Below are 14,939 nucleotides of genomic sequence, written 5' to 3' on the forward strand. Positions count from 1 at the left end.
CCACCACAGGAGTATCCGTGAAGAGAACCATCGGGCTCGTCGCCCTGTCCGTCGCCGCCGCCGCCCCTCGCCGGCTGCCCGGTGGTGGTGGCAGCGCGGCGACGGGCGACGACGCGACCATCGCCGTCGCTCGCTCTACGAGCCGCAGAACCTCAGCAACACCGGCGGCGGAGGCCAGGGCGTCACGGAGGCCTTCACCGGCAACGTGTACGAAGGCCTGTACCGTCTCACGGACGACGGCGAGGTCGAGCCGGTGCTCGCCGCCGACAGCACGGTGAGCGACGACGGCCTGACGTACACCTTCACCCTCAAGGACGGCGTCACCTTCCACTCCGGCGACCCGCTCACCTCGGCGGACGTGAAGTCGAGCATCGAAGCCGTGACCGCCGAGGACTCGCAGTCGCGCGGAAGAGCAGCTTCGCGGTGATCTCCGACATCGCGACCCCGACGACAAGACGGTCGTCATCACCCTCTCGAGCGCTCCATCTCCTTCATCTACAACCTGAGCTACGTCTGGATCGTCAACGACGCGGAAGGACCTCAAGACCACCGAGACGGCACAGGTCCGTACACGCTCGGCGACTGGAAGCGCGGCAGCACCCTGAGCCTCGAGCGCTGGGACGACTACTGGGTGAGCCCGCCAAGAACGCGGAGGTGGTCTTCACCTACTTCACCGACGCGACCGCGCTCAGCAATGCGCTCGTCACGAAGCAGATCGACATCATCACGAGCGTGCAGAGCCCCGACCAGCTGAGCCAGTTCACCGACAACGCGGACTACGTCGTCTCCGACGGCGACTCCACGACGAAGGAGCTGCTCGCCCAACGACCGGGTCGCCCGTTCGACCAGGCGCTCGTCCGCAAGGCCGTGTACTCCGCGATCGACACCAAGAAGCTGCTCTCGTCCATCTGGGGCGACTACGGCACTCATCGGGTCGATGGTCCCGCCGACGGACCCCTGGTACGAGGACCTCACGCAGGTGAACCCGTACGACCCCGAGCTCGCCAAGCAGCAGCTCGCCGAAGCGGGCTTCGCCGACGGCTTCACCTTCACCCTCGACACCCCGAGCTACGACCGCACGCCGTCGCCGAGTTCCTCCAGAGTGAACTCGCGAAGGTCGGCATCACGGTCGAGATCAACACGATCAGCGCGGACGAGTGGTACTCGAAGGTGTTCAAGGAACGCGACTTCCAGGCGACCCTCCAGGAGCACGTGAACGACCGCGACGTCGTCTGGTACGGCAACCCGGACTTCTACTGGGGCTACGACAACCCCGAGGGACCCAGTGGTGTCGGAGGCCGAGCAGGCGACGACCACGAGGAGCAGACGGCGAAGCTGAAGCTCGTCAACGAGCAGATCGCCGAGGATGCGGCGAGCGTGTGGCTCTACCTCTACCCACAGATCGTCGTCGCCGCGAGCGACGTCTCGGGTACGGCGTCAACGGCCTGAACTCGCAGTTCTTCGTGGGGACATCGTCCGCAAGTAGTCGTCGCCCGGGCCGACCTGCACCGACCGGTCGGCCCGGGCCTCGCTACGCTGAGGTCCACCATGCTCGCTTACCTGCTGCGCCGATCCGCGTTCCTCGTGGTGTCGTTCCTCGTCGCCATGACCGTGCTGTTCGTGCTGCTCCGGCTGCTGGCGACCCGAACGCCCTGCTCTCGGTGAACGCCACGCAGGAGCAGATCGACGCGGCGCGCGAGCAGGTGGGAGCCGACCGGCCGCTCGGCGAGCAGTTCGCCGCCTGGTTCGGCGGCGTCCTCACCCTCGACCTCGGTTCCTCGTTCGTGAGCTCGCTCCCGGTCGGACCCGAGATCGCGTCGCGCCTCCAGGTCACCGTGCCGCTGACGCTCCTCGCGTTCCTCCTCGCCGTCGTGCTCGCCCGTGGCCGGTGTCGTGTCCGCACTCCGGGCCGACCGCTGGTACGGCATCGCGTTGTCCGGCCTCTCGCAGCTCGGGATCGCCGTGCCGGTGTTCTGGGTCGGCATCCTGCTCGTCAGCGTGTTCGCGGTGACGCTCCGACTGTTCCCGTCCGGCGGCTTCCCGCGCGACGACTGGGCAGATCCTGCCGCGGCACTCACGAGCCTCGCCCTCCCGGTCATCACCATCGCCATCGTCATGAGTGCGTCCATCACCCGATACGTCCGCTCCCACGCTCGACGTGGTCGGGAGCGACTATCTGCGCTCCGCACGGGCGCAGGGAGCCGGGTTCGGCGAGGCCCTGCTCCGACACGGCGCCCGGAACGCCGCGGTACCCGTCGTGGCGATCCTCGGCATCGAGCTCGCCACCACCTTCCTCGGCGCCGTCGTGGTCGAGAGCGTCTTCAGCCTGCCCGGCCTCGGGTCGATGCTCCTGACGGCGATCCAGCAGCACGACTACCCGAACATCCAGGGCATCCTCCTCGTCTCGACCCTCGTCGTCCTCCTGACGGGCTCGTCGCCGACATCGCGCAGCGGCTCATCGATCCGCGTCTGCGCACCTCGATCTCGGGGAACGGGCTCCGATGAGCGCCGTCGACGCCCAGACCGCGCTCGGCGACCGACGCCCGGTGCGGCGCCGCGCCCGGTCCGCGACGCTGACCGTCGGACTCGTCCTCGTCGGCGTCATCGCCGTCCTGGCGGCCGTCTCGCTCGTGGTTGCCCTTCGCCCCACGGACACCTCCGGCGGTCGTCTCGAAGGCCCGACCGGCACCCACTGGCTCGGTACGGACAAGCTCGGTCGCGACCTGATGACCCAGCTCATGATCGGCGCGCGCATCGCGCTCGCGACCGGCGCCGGGCCGTCGGTCGGGGCGGTCATCGGGATCGCCGTGGGACTCGCCGCGGCCTTCGCGTCGGCCTGGCTGGACGACACGATCTCCGCCGCGCTCGACGTCGTGATCGCTTCCCGGTGCCTGCTCGCCATGCTCATCGTGGCCGCCCAGGGCGCGTCACTCGCACCGCGATCATCGCGATCGGACTCGCCATGTCGGCATCGTGGCCCGCCTGACCCGCATCCTCACGAAGCGGGTCCTCAGGAGCAGTAGTGGTGGCGGCAGGACCGGGGACGAGCTGGGCCGGTGTCATCGGCAGCAGTGCTCCCGAAATCTGGCCCACCCTGAGCGTCAACCTCGCGCTGCAGTTCGGCATCGCCGTCCTCGCAAGCGAGCCTGTCGTACTCGGCTCGGCGCGCCGCGCGAACGCCTCCTGGGGGCGCCTGCTGCAGGAGGCCCAGGCCACCGTCACGACGGCACCGGTCGGCGGCGATCGCTCGGGTGTCGCCGTGGTGATGCTCGGGTGGGCGTGAACTTCATCGCGGACGGCTTCGGGACCTCGGTGATCCGACGAGGAGGCGCGGCGCATGAGCGATCTCCTCGACATCTCCGGCCTGACATCACCGGGCATCCGGCCGGTGCTCCGACGGCGCAGACCGGCCGCTCCTCGACGGGCTGGACCTGACCATCGCCGCCGGGGGTCGCCTCGGCCTCATCGGCGGTTCGGTCCGGGAAGTCCTTGACCTCCCTCGCGGTGATCGGGCTGCTCGCGAACAGCTGAGCGCGAGCGGCAGCGTCGAACTGGACGGCACCCAGGTGATCGGTGCCCCGGACCGCGCGCTGCGGCACTCCGCGGTCGGGTTGCCGGACCGTCTTCCAGGAGCCGCTGACCGCACTCGACCCGCTCATGCGGTCGGCGCCCAGTCGCCGAGCCCCTGCGTCGTCATCTGGGACTCCGGGGCGAACGGCTCAAGGCGGCCGTCGAAGCAGCCTCGTCGAGGTGTCCCTCACCGACACCGCGCGCATCGCCGCCTCCTACCCCCATGAGCTGTCGGGCGGCAGCGGCAGCGCATCGCGATCGCCATCGCGCTCGCCGGTCGCCCGCAGCTCCTCATCGCGGACGAGCCGACGACGGCCCTCGACGTGACCGTCCAGCGGAGGTGCTCGCGTCATCGACCGCCTCGTCCGGGAACGCGGCATGGCGCTCCTGTTCATCAGTCACGACCTCGCCGTCGTGTCGACCATGGTCGACGAGGTGGTCGTGCTGAGCGAGGGTCGCGCCGTGGAGCGCGGCCCGGTGGCGCAGGTGCTGACGGCGCCGCGGCACGAGGACACCCGTCGCCTGGTCGCCAGCGCACGCGCGCTCGACGACGCGCTGGAGGACCCACGATGACCACGATGCACCGATCACGACGCCGCCGATCCTCGAGCTGGATGCGGTCGGTTTCCGGTACCGCGGTGGTCAGGAGGCCCTGGACGACGTCTCGCTGGCCGTCGGCGCAGGCGAGGCCGTCGGGATCGGTCGGTCAGTCCGGCGCCGGCAAGAGCACCCTCCTCCGGCTACTGCCGGCCTCGACCGGCCGACCACGGGCTCGGTCCGGTTCGACGGTGGCGCACTGGACCCCCGGACCGGACGCGGGTCCGTCGGTTCCGCGCATCGGTGCAGGCCGTCTCCAGGATCCGTACTCCTCGCTCGACCCGCGGCAGCGCATCGGACGCATCGTGGCCGAACCATTGCGATCCCTCCGGCTGGCGACGACCGAGCAGGCGGCCGTCCGCGCGTCCGAGGCGCCGAGGCGGTGGGACTGCCCGCCGACGCGGCGTCGCGGTTCCCGCACGAGTTCTCGGGCGGCCAGCGGCAGCGGATCGCCATCGCCCGCGCGATCGTCCCCAATCCCGACTCCTCCTCGCCGACGAGCCCGTCAGTGCTCTCGACATGAGCACCCGGATCCAGATCATCGAGCTCCTCGCCGAGCTGCGGGCCTCGAACGGTCTGGCGCTCGTCATGGTCTCGCACGATCTCGGCACGGTCGCAGCGCTGTGTGAACGCACGATGGTCCTCCGACACGGGCAGGTCGTCGAGGCTGGCGCCACCGCGCAGATCCTCCACGATCCCGCCGAGGCGTACACGAAGCAGCTCATCGCGGCGATCCCCCGCCTCCCGCGCTGAGTCGACGACGAGGCCGGACGACATCGCCCGGCGAGCTGGGAATACCGCACCGACGGACGGTGTTCGACTCCGAGTGGCCTCGGCCGCATCGACTCTCCACAGGAACAGGACCCGTGACGCAGGATCAGCGCAGCCCGACGACCACGACGAGGACCAGGCCGGGCCGAGCAGTCCTGGCTCAGCGACGAGGAGCGGGCGGCACTCAGCAAGCCACTTCCGGAGCGGGCGGTCGTCACGAGCCTCGCCTTCACCGGTCTCGTCGCGGCGTTCATGATGACGCTCGTCAGCCCACTCGTGCCGTCGCTCCCCACGATCCTCGGCGTGCACGCCTCCGACAGCATGTGGGTCGTGACGGCGACGCTCCTGTCGGCCGCGGTCGCGACCCCGATCGCCGGTCGGCTCGGCGACCTCTACGGCAAACGACGGATGGTGCTCGTCCTGCTCGGGATCATGATGGCGGTTCGGTGCTCGCCGCCTTCTCGTCCACGATCGTCCCGCTCATCGTCGCCCGGCCCTCCAGGGGATGGCGATGGGCGTGATCCCGCTCGGCATCAGCATCCTGCGCGACGTGCTCCACGCGAAGCGGCTCGGCCCCGCGGTCGCGCTCGTGAGTGCCACGCTCGGCATCGGTGGTGCCGTCGGTCTCCCGATCTCCGCCGTGATCTCGCAGTACCTGGACTGGCACGTGCTGTTCTGGGTCGCGGGTGCCCTCGGGCTCATCGGCTTCGTCCTCGTCGCACGCTTCGTCCCGGTGAGCACCCTCCGGAGCGAAGGCGGTTTCGACTGGATCGGCGCGATCGGTCTCGCGCGGGACTCGTCCCATCCTCCTCGCCGTCTCGAAAGGCAACGAGTGGGGTTGGACGAGCGTCGGGACCCTCAGCTGCTTGATCGGCGGCGTCGTCGTGCTCCTGCTCTGGGGATGGTTCGAGGTACGGTCCGCCAGTCCGCTCGTCGACCTGCGGATCGCCGCCAGACGGACGGTGCTCTTCACGAACCTCGCATCCATCACGGTCGGTTTCGCGTTCTTCGGGAGCACGGTCGTCCTCCCGGGCATCCTTGAGGCACCGGTCGGCACCGGGGTCGGTCTCGGGCAGAACATGCTCATCGCGAGCCTCTGCCTCATGCCCAGCGGTCTCATCATGTGGGCGATGTCGCCGGTCGCCGCGCGGCTGACCGCGGCGAAGGGCGCCCGGTTGAGCCTGCTCATCGGCATCGCGATCATCGCGGTCGGCTACGCGATCGCGATCGGACTCATGACCGAGGTCTGGCACACCGTGCTCACGGCCACCGCGGTCGGCTTCGGGGTGGGGTTCGCCTACGCCGCCATGCCGACGCTCATCATGGGTGCCGTCCCGCCAGCGAGACGGCGGCCTCCAACGGACTCAACTCCGTCATGCGGACGCTCGGTTCCACGATCGCGAGTGCGGTGATCGGCGCCATCCTGGCCTCCCAGGTCGTCACCGACGGAGCTGTCACGACACCCAGTGCGGACGCCTTCCGCCTGAGCTTCGCGATCTGCGCTGCAGCCGCCGTCGTCGGGCTCGTCTGCACGATCCTGCTGCCGCGGCACCTGGCCAAGGACACCCGCTCCAGCTCCACGAGGGCTGACGGGCGATCAGCCGACGATCCCGAGCGCGAACGGGAGGACCGGTCCGGATCCGGCGCGGCGGAGCGCGCGACCGGCGACGGTGAGCGTCCACCGACTGTCGGCGCGGTCGTCGACGAGCAGGACCGGTGCACCCTCCAACGCTGCGAGCTGCGCCCGGAGCTCGGATCCGATGCTGAAGGCGTCCCAGACGCCGGCCAGGCGGTAGGCGCTGTTGCCGCCGGGACCACCGCGCGGACCGTCGCCGACGAGGTCGAGCTCCCCGAGGTACGGCAGTCGCCCGAGCGACGCGATGCCCCTCGCCACGGAGTCGACCAGTTGCGGACGCGACCGTGACGGCACACTGACCACGGCTGCCGGGCGCTGCGTCCACGGCCAATCCGCCAGGACACGGACACTCGCGTCGATGACCGCGCGGGAGGCGGGAGCGTCCGGTGCGCCCGCGGCGAAGAGCTCTCGCAGCACACCGCCCCAGCCGAGGTCAGTGAGCCGAGCGAGGGCGCGCCCGGGTTCGAGGCGGTCCTCGAGCGCGATGCGTCCCTTCACCGCTGAGCCGTCGGCGGTGACGCCGAGGCGGTCGGCTCCTGTGGCCACTGCGCCCGCGGTTCGAGCTCGACGCCGACCCGTCCGAGCGCCTCCGACGCGGAGGCGGCCGCCGCACTGTCGAGTTCGGTGGGGAACCAGGGCCCGGCGCACCGGTCGCACCGGCACAGGGCACCGCGCTCGCGTCGTCGAGCTCACGTTGCAGCACGAGCATCCGGCACTCGTCACCCGCTCGTAGGCCAGCATCGCCTGTTGCTCCGCCACCCTGGCCTCGGCGATCCGCCGGTACCGCTCCCGGTCGTAGACCCACGGCTGGCCGGTCGACACCCATCCCCGGCCACCCGCTGGACCGCGCCGTCGACGTCGAGCACCTTGAGGAGGAGTTCGAGGGGTGTGCGGCGCAGGTTGACGAGCGCCTCGAGCGCGGGCGTGGACCGCGGCTGGCTGTCGAGTGCGTCGAGGACCGCGGTGGCCCGCGCTTCGTCCGGCATCGACGCGGTCGCGAAGTACTGCCAGATCTCCTCGTCCTCCGCTCCGGGCAGGAGCAGGACGTCGGCGTGCTCGGTGGCGCGGCCCGCACGGCCGACCTGCTGGTAGTACGCGACCGGCGAGGACGGAGCGCCGAGATGCACGACGAACCCGAGGTCCGGTTTGTCGAACCCCATGCCGAGCGCGCTCGTCGCGACCAGCGCCTTCAGGCGGTTCTCCTTGAGGAGCCGCTCGGACTCCTCGCGTTCGTCGGGATCGGTCCGGCCCGTGTAGGCCCGGACCTCGTGACCGGCCTCGCGCAGCAGCCGCGCGGTGTCCTCCGCGGCGGACACCGTGAGCGTGTAGATGATGCCGGACCCGGTGAGCCCGCCGAGGTGGCTGAGCAGCCAGGTGAGGCGGTCCCGTGACTCCGGCAGCCGGAGCACGCCGAGCCGGAGGGACGCCCTCGCGAGCGAGCCGCGGATGGTGAGCACTTCGGCTCCGTGGGAGCCTGCGGCGCCGGGTGCGGTGAGCTGCTCGGCGATGTCGCGGACGACGCGTGCGTTGGCCGTCGCGGTAGTCGCCAGGACCGGGACCTCGGCCGGGAGGCGCCCGATCAGTTCGGCGAGCCGCCGGTAGTCGGGTCGGAAGTCGTGTCCCCAGTCGGAGATGCAGTGCGCCTCGTCCACCACCAGCATGCCGCGCGGGCCACGAGGGTCGGGAGCTGTTCATCGCGGAAGCGTGGATTGTTGAGCCGCTCGGGTGACACGAGCAGGACGTCGACCTCGTCGGCCTCCAGCCGCGCCCGGACGTCGTCCCACTCGTGTGCGTTCGCCGAGTTGATCGCCACCGCGCGCACGCCGGCACGCTCGGCTGCAGCCACCTGGTCGCGCATGAGCGCGAGCAACGGCGAGACCAACAGCGTCGGCCCGGCGCCCCGTCGGCGCAGGAGGGCTGTCGCGATGAAGTAGACGGCGGACTTGCCCCAACCGGTGCGCTGGACGACGAGCGCACGACGATGTTCGTCGACGAGCGCGAGGATCGCCTCGAGCTGACCGTCGTGGAACGTGGCCCCCGGAACGCCCGTGAGTGCGGCGAGCGCCGCCGTCGCCTCGGCGACCGTTCCGGTGGGGGCTGGTTCGAGGTGGGCGGGGGTGGGAGCACTGGGGTGGGACATGCGGCAAGTCTGTCAGGAGCTGCTGACGGTGGACTGCGCCGGCGTCTCGGAGGGGCGGTGTCCCGTCGGTTGGTCGGCTGTGGAGGAGCCGCTACCGACCGTCCGCAGCGGCGACGAGTTCGGCGATGACGAGCTTGGTCTGCCCCATCATGCATTGCATGGCTCGTGCCGCGCGTTCCCGGTCGGGGTCGTTCTGCAGTTCAGCGAGGATGCCGGGCACGATCTGCCAGGACAGTCCCCAGCGGTCCTTGAGCCAGCCGCATTGGCTCGGGGCACCGCCGTCGGCGATGAGGGCGTCCCAGAGCCGGTCGATCTCGTCCTGGGTGTCGGCTCTGACGGAGAAGGAGAACGCCTCGGTGAACGAGAAGATGGGCCCGGCGTTCATCGCGCTGACGGGGAGTCCTTCGAGCTCGAACTCGACGACCATCGCCTGGCCCGCCGGCATGGGGCCGCCCTCCGGGTAGCGGCTCACCGAGGTGATCCGGGAGCCGGGGAACAGTGACACGTAGAAGGTCGCCGCCTCCTCGGCCTGCGAGTCGTACCAGAGGAACGGGGTGACGCGGTGCTCCATCATGTCGTGCTCCCTCTCAGCCCGGGCGTCGTCGCTCAGGCGCTCTTCTTGCGTTTCGTCGCGGTCGACGGTTTCGACGCCGCGGTCTTGTCGGTACCGGTCTTCGCGCCGCTCGTCTTGGCGGTACCCGTCTTCGCGGTACCGGCCTTCGCCGAGCCACTCCTCGCTGCGGGCTTGGCGGCGCCGGATCGCTTCGCTCCACTCGCCGTCTTCGCGCCGGTCGTGCCGCGCTGCCGTTCGATGCTGCGTTGCAGCACCTCCATGAGGTCGATCGGCTCGGCGCCCGTGTCGTCGTCGGGTTCGGGCTGCTCGCCGAAGGTGGCGGCGGTGTCGAGTGCGTCGCCCTGCTCGAGTTTCGCGTCGATGAGCTTCCGGAGCTGTGCCTGGTATTCGTCGACGAACGCGTCCGGGCGGAAGCGGGAGGAGAAGGACTCGACGAGCGCCTCCGACATCTCGAGTTCCTTGGCGGAGATGCGGACGCGTTCCTCGAGGGCCGGGAATCGCACCTCGCGGACCTCGTCCTCCCACAGCAGGGTCTGCAGGAGGATGACGTCCTCGCGCACCCGGAGGGCGCCGAGACGTGTCTTCTGGCGGAGGGCGAACCGCACGATGGCCGTGCGGTCGGTCTCCTCGAGCGTCCGCCGGAGGAGGACATAGGCCTTCGACGAGGAGGAGTCCGGTTCGAGGAAGTAACTGCGGTCGAACATGATCGGGTCGAGGTCGTCGCTCGGCACGAACTCGACGACCTCGATCTCGCGGCTGCGTTCCTCGGGAAGTGACGCCAGGTCGTCGGCGGTGAGGACGACCGTCTGCTCGCCGTCCTGGTAGGCCTTGTCGATGTGGTCGTAGGTGACGACCTTGCCGCAGACCTCGCATTTGCGCTGGTACCGGATGCGCCCGCCGTCGGCGTCGTGGACCTGGTGCAACGAGACGTCGTGGTCCTCCGTGGCGCTGTACACCTTCACCGGGACGTTCACCAGGCCGAAGGTGACCGCACCCTTCCAGATCGCGCGCATGACCGCTCCCGTCCGCCGGCGGATCCGCCCGCGCTGTCGTGGTGACCAGTAGACACCCGGAACGTCGTCAAGGGCTAGCCCTTGACGCCCGTGGGCGGCAGGCTGATCGCCATGGCGAGGACGAACGGTGGCGGCGCGCAGACGCAGTGGGTCGACGTCGACGGACGCCGGATCCAACTCACCCATCTCGACAAGGTGCTGTACCCCGAGACCGGCACGACGAAGGCCGAGGTCCTCGCCTACTACGCCGCGGTCGCCGAACACCTCCTCCCACACGTCGCCGATCGGCCGGTGACCCGGAAGCGCTGGGTGCACGGCGTCGGGACGGCTGCGTCGCCGGAGTCGGGGTTCTTCCAGAAGGACCTGGGTGCTTCGGCTCCCGACTGGGTCCAGCGGCTCCCCCTCGAGCACAGCGATCACACGAACGAGTACCCGATCGTCGACGATCTCGCGACACTCACGTGGCTGGCGCAGCTGGGTGCGCTCGAGCTGCACGTGCCGCAGTGGCGGTTCGGCCGATCCGGCGAGCGCCGTCCGCCCGACCGTCTCGTCCTCGACCTCGATCCGGGCGAGGGGGTGTCCCTCGCCGAGTGCGCGGGGGTCGCGGGCCTGGCTCGGGCGGTGTTGGTGGACATGGGGTTGGATCCGGTTCCACTCACGAGTGGGAGCAAGGGGATCCACCTGTACGCGGCGTTGGACGGTCGGCAGAGTTCCGAGGAGGTGTCGCTCGTGGCGCACGAGCTCGCGCGGGCCTTGTCCGCGGACGAGCCGGGTCTCGTGGTGAGCGAGATGTCGAAGCAGCGACGCACGGGGAAGGTCTTCGTCGACTGGAGCCAGAACAACGGGTCGAAGACGACGATCGCGCCGTTCTCGTTGCGGGGTCGGTCGCGGCCGACGGTGTCGGCTCCCCGCCGGTGGGAGGAGCTCGACGATCCGGGGCTGGCGCAGCTGGAGTTCTCTGCGGTGCTCGAGCGTCTGGCGGACGGTGAGGACCCGTTGCGGGTGCTCGGCGATCCGCGTCCGTCGATCACGATCCGCCCGTCGGAGCACGAGGACCGGCTGGTGGAGTACCGGCGGAAGCGGGATGCGGAGCGGACGCCCGAGCCCGTCCCGGACGGACCGCCGTCGCCTGCCGCTGCCGGGGCGCCGCCCTCGTTCGTGATCCAGCGGCACGACGCCAGGAAGCTCCACCATGACTTCCGACTCGAGCACGACGGCGTGCTGGTGTCGTGGGCCCTGCCGAAGGGGGTGCCGACGGATCCGAGCAGCAATCATCTTGCGGTGCGCACGGAGGACCACCCCATCGAGTACGGCAGCTTCGAGGGGACGATCCCCGCCGGGGAGTACGGGGCCGGCGAGGTGACCATCTGGGACGCGGGCACCTACGAGCTGGAGAAGTGGCGCGACGACGAGGTCATCGGGACCCTGCACGGCAGGGCGGGAGGTGCGCTCGGCGGGCCGATGCGGTTCGCACTCATCCGGACCGCGGGCGGGACGGGACGGGAGGCGCCGTCGTGGCTCATCCATCGGATGCGCGCCCCGGGTGACCCGCCGGCTCCCCCGGTCGCACGGCCCCGTGGGATCCCCACCCCATGCTCGCGAGTGTCGCGGCACCCGGCGAGCTGGTCGACGACGGTTCCTGGGCGTTCGAGATGAAGTGGGACGGCATCCGTGCGATCGCGAGCGTCGACGGCTCGACGGGGCGGGTGCGGTTGTCGAGCCGGAACGGCAAGGACCTCACGGCGGCGTACCCGGAGGTGGTCGAGGAACTCGCGGCGTCGCTCGCCGGCCGTGCGGTCGTCCTCGACGGCGAGATCGTGGCGTCGGGGTCTGACGGCCGTCCCGACTTCTCGCTGCTGCAGCGTCGGATGCAGCTCACCGCGGAGCGGGACATCGAACGGGAGCGCCGTCGGACGCCGGTCCGGCTACTGCTGTTCGACCTGCTCGCGCTGGACGACACGGATCGGACGGAACTGCCCTACCGTGAGCGTCGCGAGCTGCTCGAGCGGACGATCCGATCCGGGACCGTCGTCCAGGTGCCGCCGACGATCGACGGCTCGCTCGACGATGCGCTCGAGGTGAGTCGCGGGTTGCGGTTGGAGGGGGTGATGGCGAAGGAGCTCGACGGCCGCTACCGGCCGGGCCGGCGCAGCAGCACCTGGGTCAAGTTCAAGCACGAACGCATGGAGGAGGTCGTCGTGGCCGGCTGGCGTCCCGGTCGGGGCGGGCGCTCAGGTGGGATCGGGTCGCTCCTGCTCGGGGTGCCGGGCTCGGATGGGCTGCTGCACTACGCGGGGCGGGTCGGAAGCGGTTTCAGCGACCGGGAGTTGGCGGCGACCGCGCTCCGCTTCGAACGGCTGGGTCGGGCATCGACGACACTCGTGGGTGTCCCGCCGGCCGATGCGGCCGACGCCAACTGGGTGGAACCGGTCCTCATCGGGGAGGTCCGCTTCAGCGAGTGGACACCGGACGGGCGGTTCAGGCATCCGGTCTGGCGCGGATGGCGCCCCGATCGGACCGTGGACGACCTCGAAGCGCCGGACCGCGGACGCTGAGCCCGAGCATCGACCACGGACGTCCCGTCAGGACAAGCGGCCGGACTCGGCGAGGAGGGCGAGGACGGCCGAGACCCGTGGGTTGCTCGAGGTGTCGTGCTCGATCCCGAGCGCCGCGTAGATCGCCGTGAGGTGGTTCTGGACGGACTTCTCCGCGATCCCGAGCCTCGTCGCGATCCCCGTGTTCGAACGACCGGTCGCGAGCAGCTGCAGCACGGCGTACTGCCGGTCGGTCAGCGACTCGAGACTCGACCCCGCTCTGGGCCTGGTCCGGTCGATGAGCTCGGGATCGAGCATCGTCTCGCCACGCGCGGAGACCCGGATGGCCTCGAGGAGGATCTCGCGCGTGAGTGACGAGGTCTTCGACAGGTAGCTCCACCCGTCGCGGACGTCCGCCGGCATCTCGAGCAGCATGTCCATGAGGTCGTAGGCGGACAGCAGGACGACACCGAGGCCGGGTTGCGCCCGGCGGAGGGAGACGCCGAGGCTCACCCCGTTGCCGTCGGGCAGCTCGATGTCCATGGTCAGCACGTCCACCGTTCCCGGGAGGAACAGCCTGCGGGCCTCGGCGACCGTACCGGCACGCCCGACGAACTCCACGCCTGGCGCCCCTTCGAGCAGCTCGGCGAGCATGCCGCCGAGCAGCGGCTGATCCTCGATCACGCCGACACGCAGCGGCCTGGTGGTCGCGGCGGCCGTCGTCGCATCACCGACTGTGGACAGCGCGGCGGGCGACGGGTCGGAGTGCGACTGGTGGTGCATGTTCCGAGTATCCCGGATCGACCAGGGAACGACCGAGGGGGAAGCTCCCGAGCAACCGCACGTCGATGTCGGCGGTGGCGCGCACGGCAGGTCAGAATGGAGCCATGACCCAGGAGGCCCGGACCGCTCGCGCTGAGCGCTGGAGCGACAGCCGGGCGTTCATCACGGCCAGTGGCGCCATGGCCGCGGTCTTCGGACTCGCGGTGTCCTTCCAGAGCGTCTACATCTACACCTGGGTCGCCCCGGGTGGGACACGTGGCATGCTCGCCGAACGGGTCACCGCCAACCTCGTCTCGTTGAGCGCGGCGATCCTCGTGCTCGCACTCCTGCTGTGGTCGAGGTGGGGGCCGTCGCTCCACGAATGGTGGCGCCCGAAGGTGCTCGCGGGCGTCCTCCTCGTGGCGATGCTGACGGGGCTGCTGCGCAGCGGACTCCAGCTCCTGCTGGGCGTGTACCGCGACCCGAGCCTGCAGACGGTCATCGTCGAAGCCGGGACGACGACGCTCGCCCTGGCGGTCTGCGCGACGTTCGGGTTCAGCCTCAGCGCCGCCCGGCGACGCGCCCGCGAGGAGGAGCGCGCACACGCCGATCAGCGACACCGGGCCGACCTCGCCCTCCAATCCCTGCAGGGTGAGGAGCTGCGGGTGAAGCGGGAGGTCGCGGAAGGCCTGCACGGCACCTTGCAGCAGCACCTCGTCCTCATCAGCGCCCAGCTCGCGTCCGTCACGACAGCACTCGAACAGGGCGGCCCGGACGTCGGGTCGGATGCGGCCAGGACCCTGCGGTCGCTCGGCGAGGAACTCCGCACCGTGCGCGAGCGCGACGTGCGGGAACTCAGCCGGCTCCTGTCGCCGCCGCTGCTCGAGGTCGGGATCGCCCCGAGCATCCGGGCGATCCTGCAACGGCTCCCCCCGTCGATCACCACCAGTCTCGACGTCTCGCCGGACTTCCGGCTCCTCGACGACCCGATCGACAACGTCTTCACGACCGCGGAGCGCGCGGTCGTCGTCCGCACGCTCGAGGAGGGCGTGACGAACGCGCTGACCCACGGGGCAGCCGACCGACTCGTCGTGGACCTCCGGGTCTCGTCACCCGCCACCGAGCGGCGAGGGACGATGGCGGGCGCCGTCGAGCTGCGCGTCGTCGACAACGGCTCCGGTCTCCGCGACGACGCCGAACCCTCCGGCGGCCTGCTGCAGCTGGATCGACGGGCCGGCGCGTTCGGCGGGTCCCTCAGGGTCGGCCCTGCCCCCGACGACGAGACCGGCGGCACCGTCCTGACGCTGACGATGCCCTACCGCTCGCCGGCGATCCGCTGAAC

At 70.5% G+C, this 14,939-nt stretch carries 16 protein-coding genes and 4 pseudogenes; 14 read left to right on the forward strand and 6 right to left on the reverse strand.

What is annotated here, in order from left to right; translation table 11 throughout:
- Positions 1–205 precede the first annotated feature (205 nt).
- On the forward strand, positions 206–427 hold the full coding sequence (locus FGL15_RS20620; RefSeq protein ID WP_305037121.1) for an ABC transporter substrate-binding protein: 222 nt from the start codon (positions 206–208) through the stop codon (positions 425–427).
- 227 nt (positions 428–654) lie between these two features.
- On the forward strand, positions 655–1,449 hold the full coding sequence (locus FGL15_RS20625) for an ABC transporter substrate-binding protein (RefSeq protein ID WP_240773662.1): 795 nt from the start codon (positions 655–657) through the stop codon (positions 1,447–1,449).
- Between the two features lie 107 nt (positions 1,450–1,556).
- Here the strand turns inward: FGL15_RS20625 and FGL15_RS21360 are convergent, their stop codons facing one another.
- A complete protein-coding gene (locus tag FGL15_RS21360; RefSeq protein ID WP_370282240.1) occupies positions 1,557–1,985 on the reverse strand; it encodes a hypothetical protein in 429 nt (142 codons plus the stop codon).
- Between FGL15_RS21360 and FGL15_RS21365 the strand changes: the two are divergent.
- From FGL15_RS21365 to FGL15_RS20635, 3 genes and pseudogenes are all read left to right on the forward strand, one after another.
- Positions 1,894–2,368 (forward strand): annotated as a pseudogene (locus FGL15_RS21365) (ABC transporter permease); the annotation flags it as partial. The gene FGL15_RS21360 and the pseudogene FGL15_RS21365 overlap by 92 nt on opposite strands.
- A 133-nt stretch (positions 2,369–2,501) precedes the next feature.
- Positions 2,502–3,023, forward strand: a complete 522-nt coding sequence (locus FGL15_RS20630; protein WP_240773664.1) for a hypothetical protein — start codon at positions 2,502–2,504, stop codon at positions 3,021–3,023.
- 2 nt (positions 3,024–3,025) lie between these two features.
- Positions 3,026–3,283 carry a hypothetical protein gene (locus FGL15_RS20635; RefSeq protein WP_240773666.1) on the forward strand — a complete coding sequence of 86 codons (258 nt, stop codon included), beginning with the start codon at positions 3,026–3,028 and terminating at the stop codon, positions 3,281–3,283.
- 502 nt (positions 3,284–3,785) lie between these two features.
- Here the strand turns inward: FGL15_RS20635 and FGL15_RS20640 are convergent.
- Positions 3,786–3,923: a hypothetical protein gene (locus tag FGL15_RS20640; protein ID WP_240773668.1), complete on the reverse strand. Its 138-nt coding sequence runs from the start codon at positions 3,921–3,923 to the stop codon at positions 3,786–3,788.
- Between the two features lie 25 nt (positions 3,924–3,948).
- On the opposite strand from FGL15_RS20640, the gene FGL15_RS20455 reads away from it, so the two are divergent.
- From FGL15_RS20455 to FGL15_RS20660, 6 genes and pseudogenes are all read left to right on the forward strand, one after another.
- The gene (locus FGL15_RS20455) at positions 3,949–4,143 is read left to right on the forward strand and encodes a hypothetical protein (RefSeq protein WP_205858661.1); all 195 of its coding nucleotides are present in this window, start codon (positions 3,949–3,951) and stop codon (positions 4,141–4,143) included.
- A gap of 406 nt (positions 4,144–4,549) precedes the next feature.
- Positions 4,550–4,690 (forward strand): ATP-binding cassette domain-containing protein, encoded by a 141-nt coding sequence (locus FGL15_RS20645; RefSeq protein WP_240773669.1) that lies wholly within the window; start codon positions 4,550–4,552, stop codon positions 4,688–4,690.
- Positions 4,687–4,920: a hypothetical protein gene (locus FGL15_RS20650; RefSeq protein WP_240773671.1), complete on the forward strand. Its 234-nt coding sequence runs from the start codon at positions 4,687–4,689 to the stop codon at positions 4,918–4,920. The genes FGL15_RS20645 and FGL15_RS20650 overlap by 4 nt, the downstream gene beginning before the upstream one ends.
- A 273-nt stretch (positions 4,921–5,193) precedes the next feature.
- Positions 5,194–5,322 (forward strand): annotated as a pseudogene (locus FGL15_RS21170) (hypothetical protein); the annotation flags it as partial.
- A gap of 127 nt (positions 5,323–5,449) precedes the next feature.
- Positions 5,450–5,620, forward strand: a pseudogene (locus FGL15_RS21175) (MFS transporter); the annotation flags it as partial.
- 184 nt (positions 5,621–5,804) lie between these two features.
- Positions 5,805–6,350: a hypothetical protein gene (locus FGL15_RS20660; RefSeq protein WP_240773675.1), complete on the forward strand. Its 546-nt coding sequence runs from the start codon at positions 5,805–5,807 to the stop codon at positions 6,348–6,350.
- A gap of 185 nt (positions 6,351–6,535) precedes the next feature.
- Here FGL15_RS20660 and FGL15_RS00035 read toward each other — a convergent pair.
- From FGL15_RS00035 to FGL15_RS00045, 3 genes and pseudogenes are all read right to left on the reverse strand, one after another.
- Positions 6,536–8,714: pseudogene (locus FGL15_RS00035) on the reverse strand (ATP-dependent DNA helicase RecQ).
- A gap of 91 nt (positions 8,715–8,805) precedes the next feature.
- Positions 8,806–9,288 (reverse strand): VOC family protein, encoded by a 483-nt coding sequence (locus FGL15_RS00040; protein ID WP_370281942.1) that lies wholly within the window; start codon positions 9,286–9,288, stop codon positions 8,806–8,808.
- Between the two features lie 32 nt (positions 9,289–9,320).
- Positions 9,321–10,301 carry a Ku protein gene (locus FGL15_RS00045; RefSeq protein ID WP_138944504.1) on the reverse strand — a complete coding sequence of 327 codons (981 nt, stop codon included), beginning with the start codon at positions 10,299–10,301 and terminating at the stop codon, positions 9,321–9,323.
- Between the two features lie 111 nt (positions 10,302–10,412).
- Between FGL15_RS00045 and ligD (FGL15_RS21370) the strand changes: the two genes are divergently transcribed.
- Both ligD (FGL15_RS21370) and ligD (FGL15_RS21375) read left to right on the forward strand, forming a co-directional pair.
- On the forward strand, positions 10,413–11,957 hold the full coding sequence (gene ligD, locus FGL15_RS21370; protein ID WP_370281949.1) for a non-homologous end-joining DNA ligase: 1,545 nt from the start codon (positions 10,413–10,415) through the stop codon (positions 11,955–11,957).
- Positions 11,894–12,856, forward strand: a complete 963-nt coding sequence (gene ligD, locus FGL15_RS21375) for a non-homologous end-joining DNA ligase (protein ID WP_370281950.1) — start codon at positions 11,894–11,896, stop codon at positions 12,854–12,856. Before ligD (FGL15_RS21370) ends, ligD (FGL15_RS21375) begins: the two co-directional genes overlap by 64 nt.
- A gap of 27 nt (positions 12,857–12,883) precedes the next feature.
- Here the strand turns inward: ligD (FGL15_RS21375) and FGL15_RS00055 are convergent, their stop codons facing one another.
- Complete coding sequence (locus tag FGL15_RS00055) at positions 12,884–13,618, reverse strand: response regulator transcription factor (protein WP_138944505.1); 735 nt, start codon at positions 13,616–13,618, stop codon at positions 12,884–12,886.
- A gap of 104 nt (positions 13,619–13,722) precedes the next feature.
- Here FGL15_RS00055 and FGL15_RS00060 point away from each other — a divergent pair, with 104 nt between their 5' ends.
- The gene (locus tag FGL15_RS00060) at positions 13,723–14,937 is read left to right on the forward strand and encodes a sensor histidine kinase (protein WP_138944506.1); all 1,215 of its coding nucleotides are present in this window, start codon (positions 13,723–13,725) and stop codon (positions 14,935–14,937) included.
- Positions 14,938–14,939 lie beyond the last annotated feature (2 nt).

The organism is Plantibacter sp. M259 (assembly GCF_006065115.1).
Taxonomy (GTDB): Bacteria; Actinomycetota; Actinomycetes; order Actinomycetales; family Microbacteriaceae; genus Plantibacter; species Plantibacter auratus.

Excerpts from the sequence above, each read along its gene's own strand:
- FGL15_RS00040 (WP_370281942.1), bottom strand. The coding sequence starts at position 9,288 with ATGATGGAGCACCGCGTCACCCCGTTCCTCTGGTACGACTCGCAGGCC.
- FGL15_RS20650 (WP_240773671.1), top strand. The coding sequence starts at position 4,687 with ATGAGCACCCGGATCCAGATCATCGAGCTCCTCGCCGAGCTGCGGGCC.
- FGL15_RS00045 (WP_138944504.1), bottom strand. The coding sequence starts at position 10,301 with ATGCGCGCGATCTGGAAGGGTGCGGTCACCTTCGGCCTGGTGAACGTC.
- FGL15_RS20455 (WP_205858661.1), top strand. The coding sequence starts at position 3,949 with ATGGCGCTCCTGTTCATCAGTCACGACCTCGCCGTCGTGTCGACCATG.
- FGL15_RS20640 (WP_240773668.1), bottom strand. The coding sequence starts at position 3,923 with ATGACGCGAGCACCTCCGCTGGACGGTCACGTCGAGGGCCGTCGTCGG.
- ligD (WP_370281949.1), top strand. The coding sequence starts at position 10,413 with ATGGCGAGGACGAACGGTGGCGGCGCGCAGACGCAGTGGGTCGACGTC.
- FGL15_RS21360 (WP_370282240.1), bottom strand. The coding sequence starts at position 1,985 with ATGCCGACCCAGAACACCGGCACGGCGATCCCGAGCTGCGAGAGGCCG.
- FGL15_RS00060 (WP_138944506.1), top strand. The coding sequence starts at position 13,723 with ATGACCCAGGAGGCCCGGACCGCTCGCGCTGAGCGCTGGAGCGACAGC.
- FGL15_RS20630 (WP_240773664.1), top strand. The coding sequence starts at position 2,502 with ATGAGCGCCGTCGACGCCCAGACCGCGCTCGGCGACCGACGCCCGGTG.
- FGL15_RS00055 (WP_138944505.1), bottom strand. The coding sequence starts at position 13,618 with ATGCACCACCAGTCGCACTCCGACCCGTCGCCCGCCGCGCTGTCCACA.
- ligD (WP_370281950.1), top strand. The coding sequence starts at position 11,894 with ATGCTCGCGAGTGTCGCGGCACCCGGCGAGCTGGTCGACGACGGTTCC.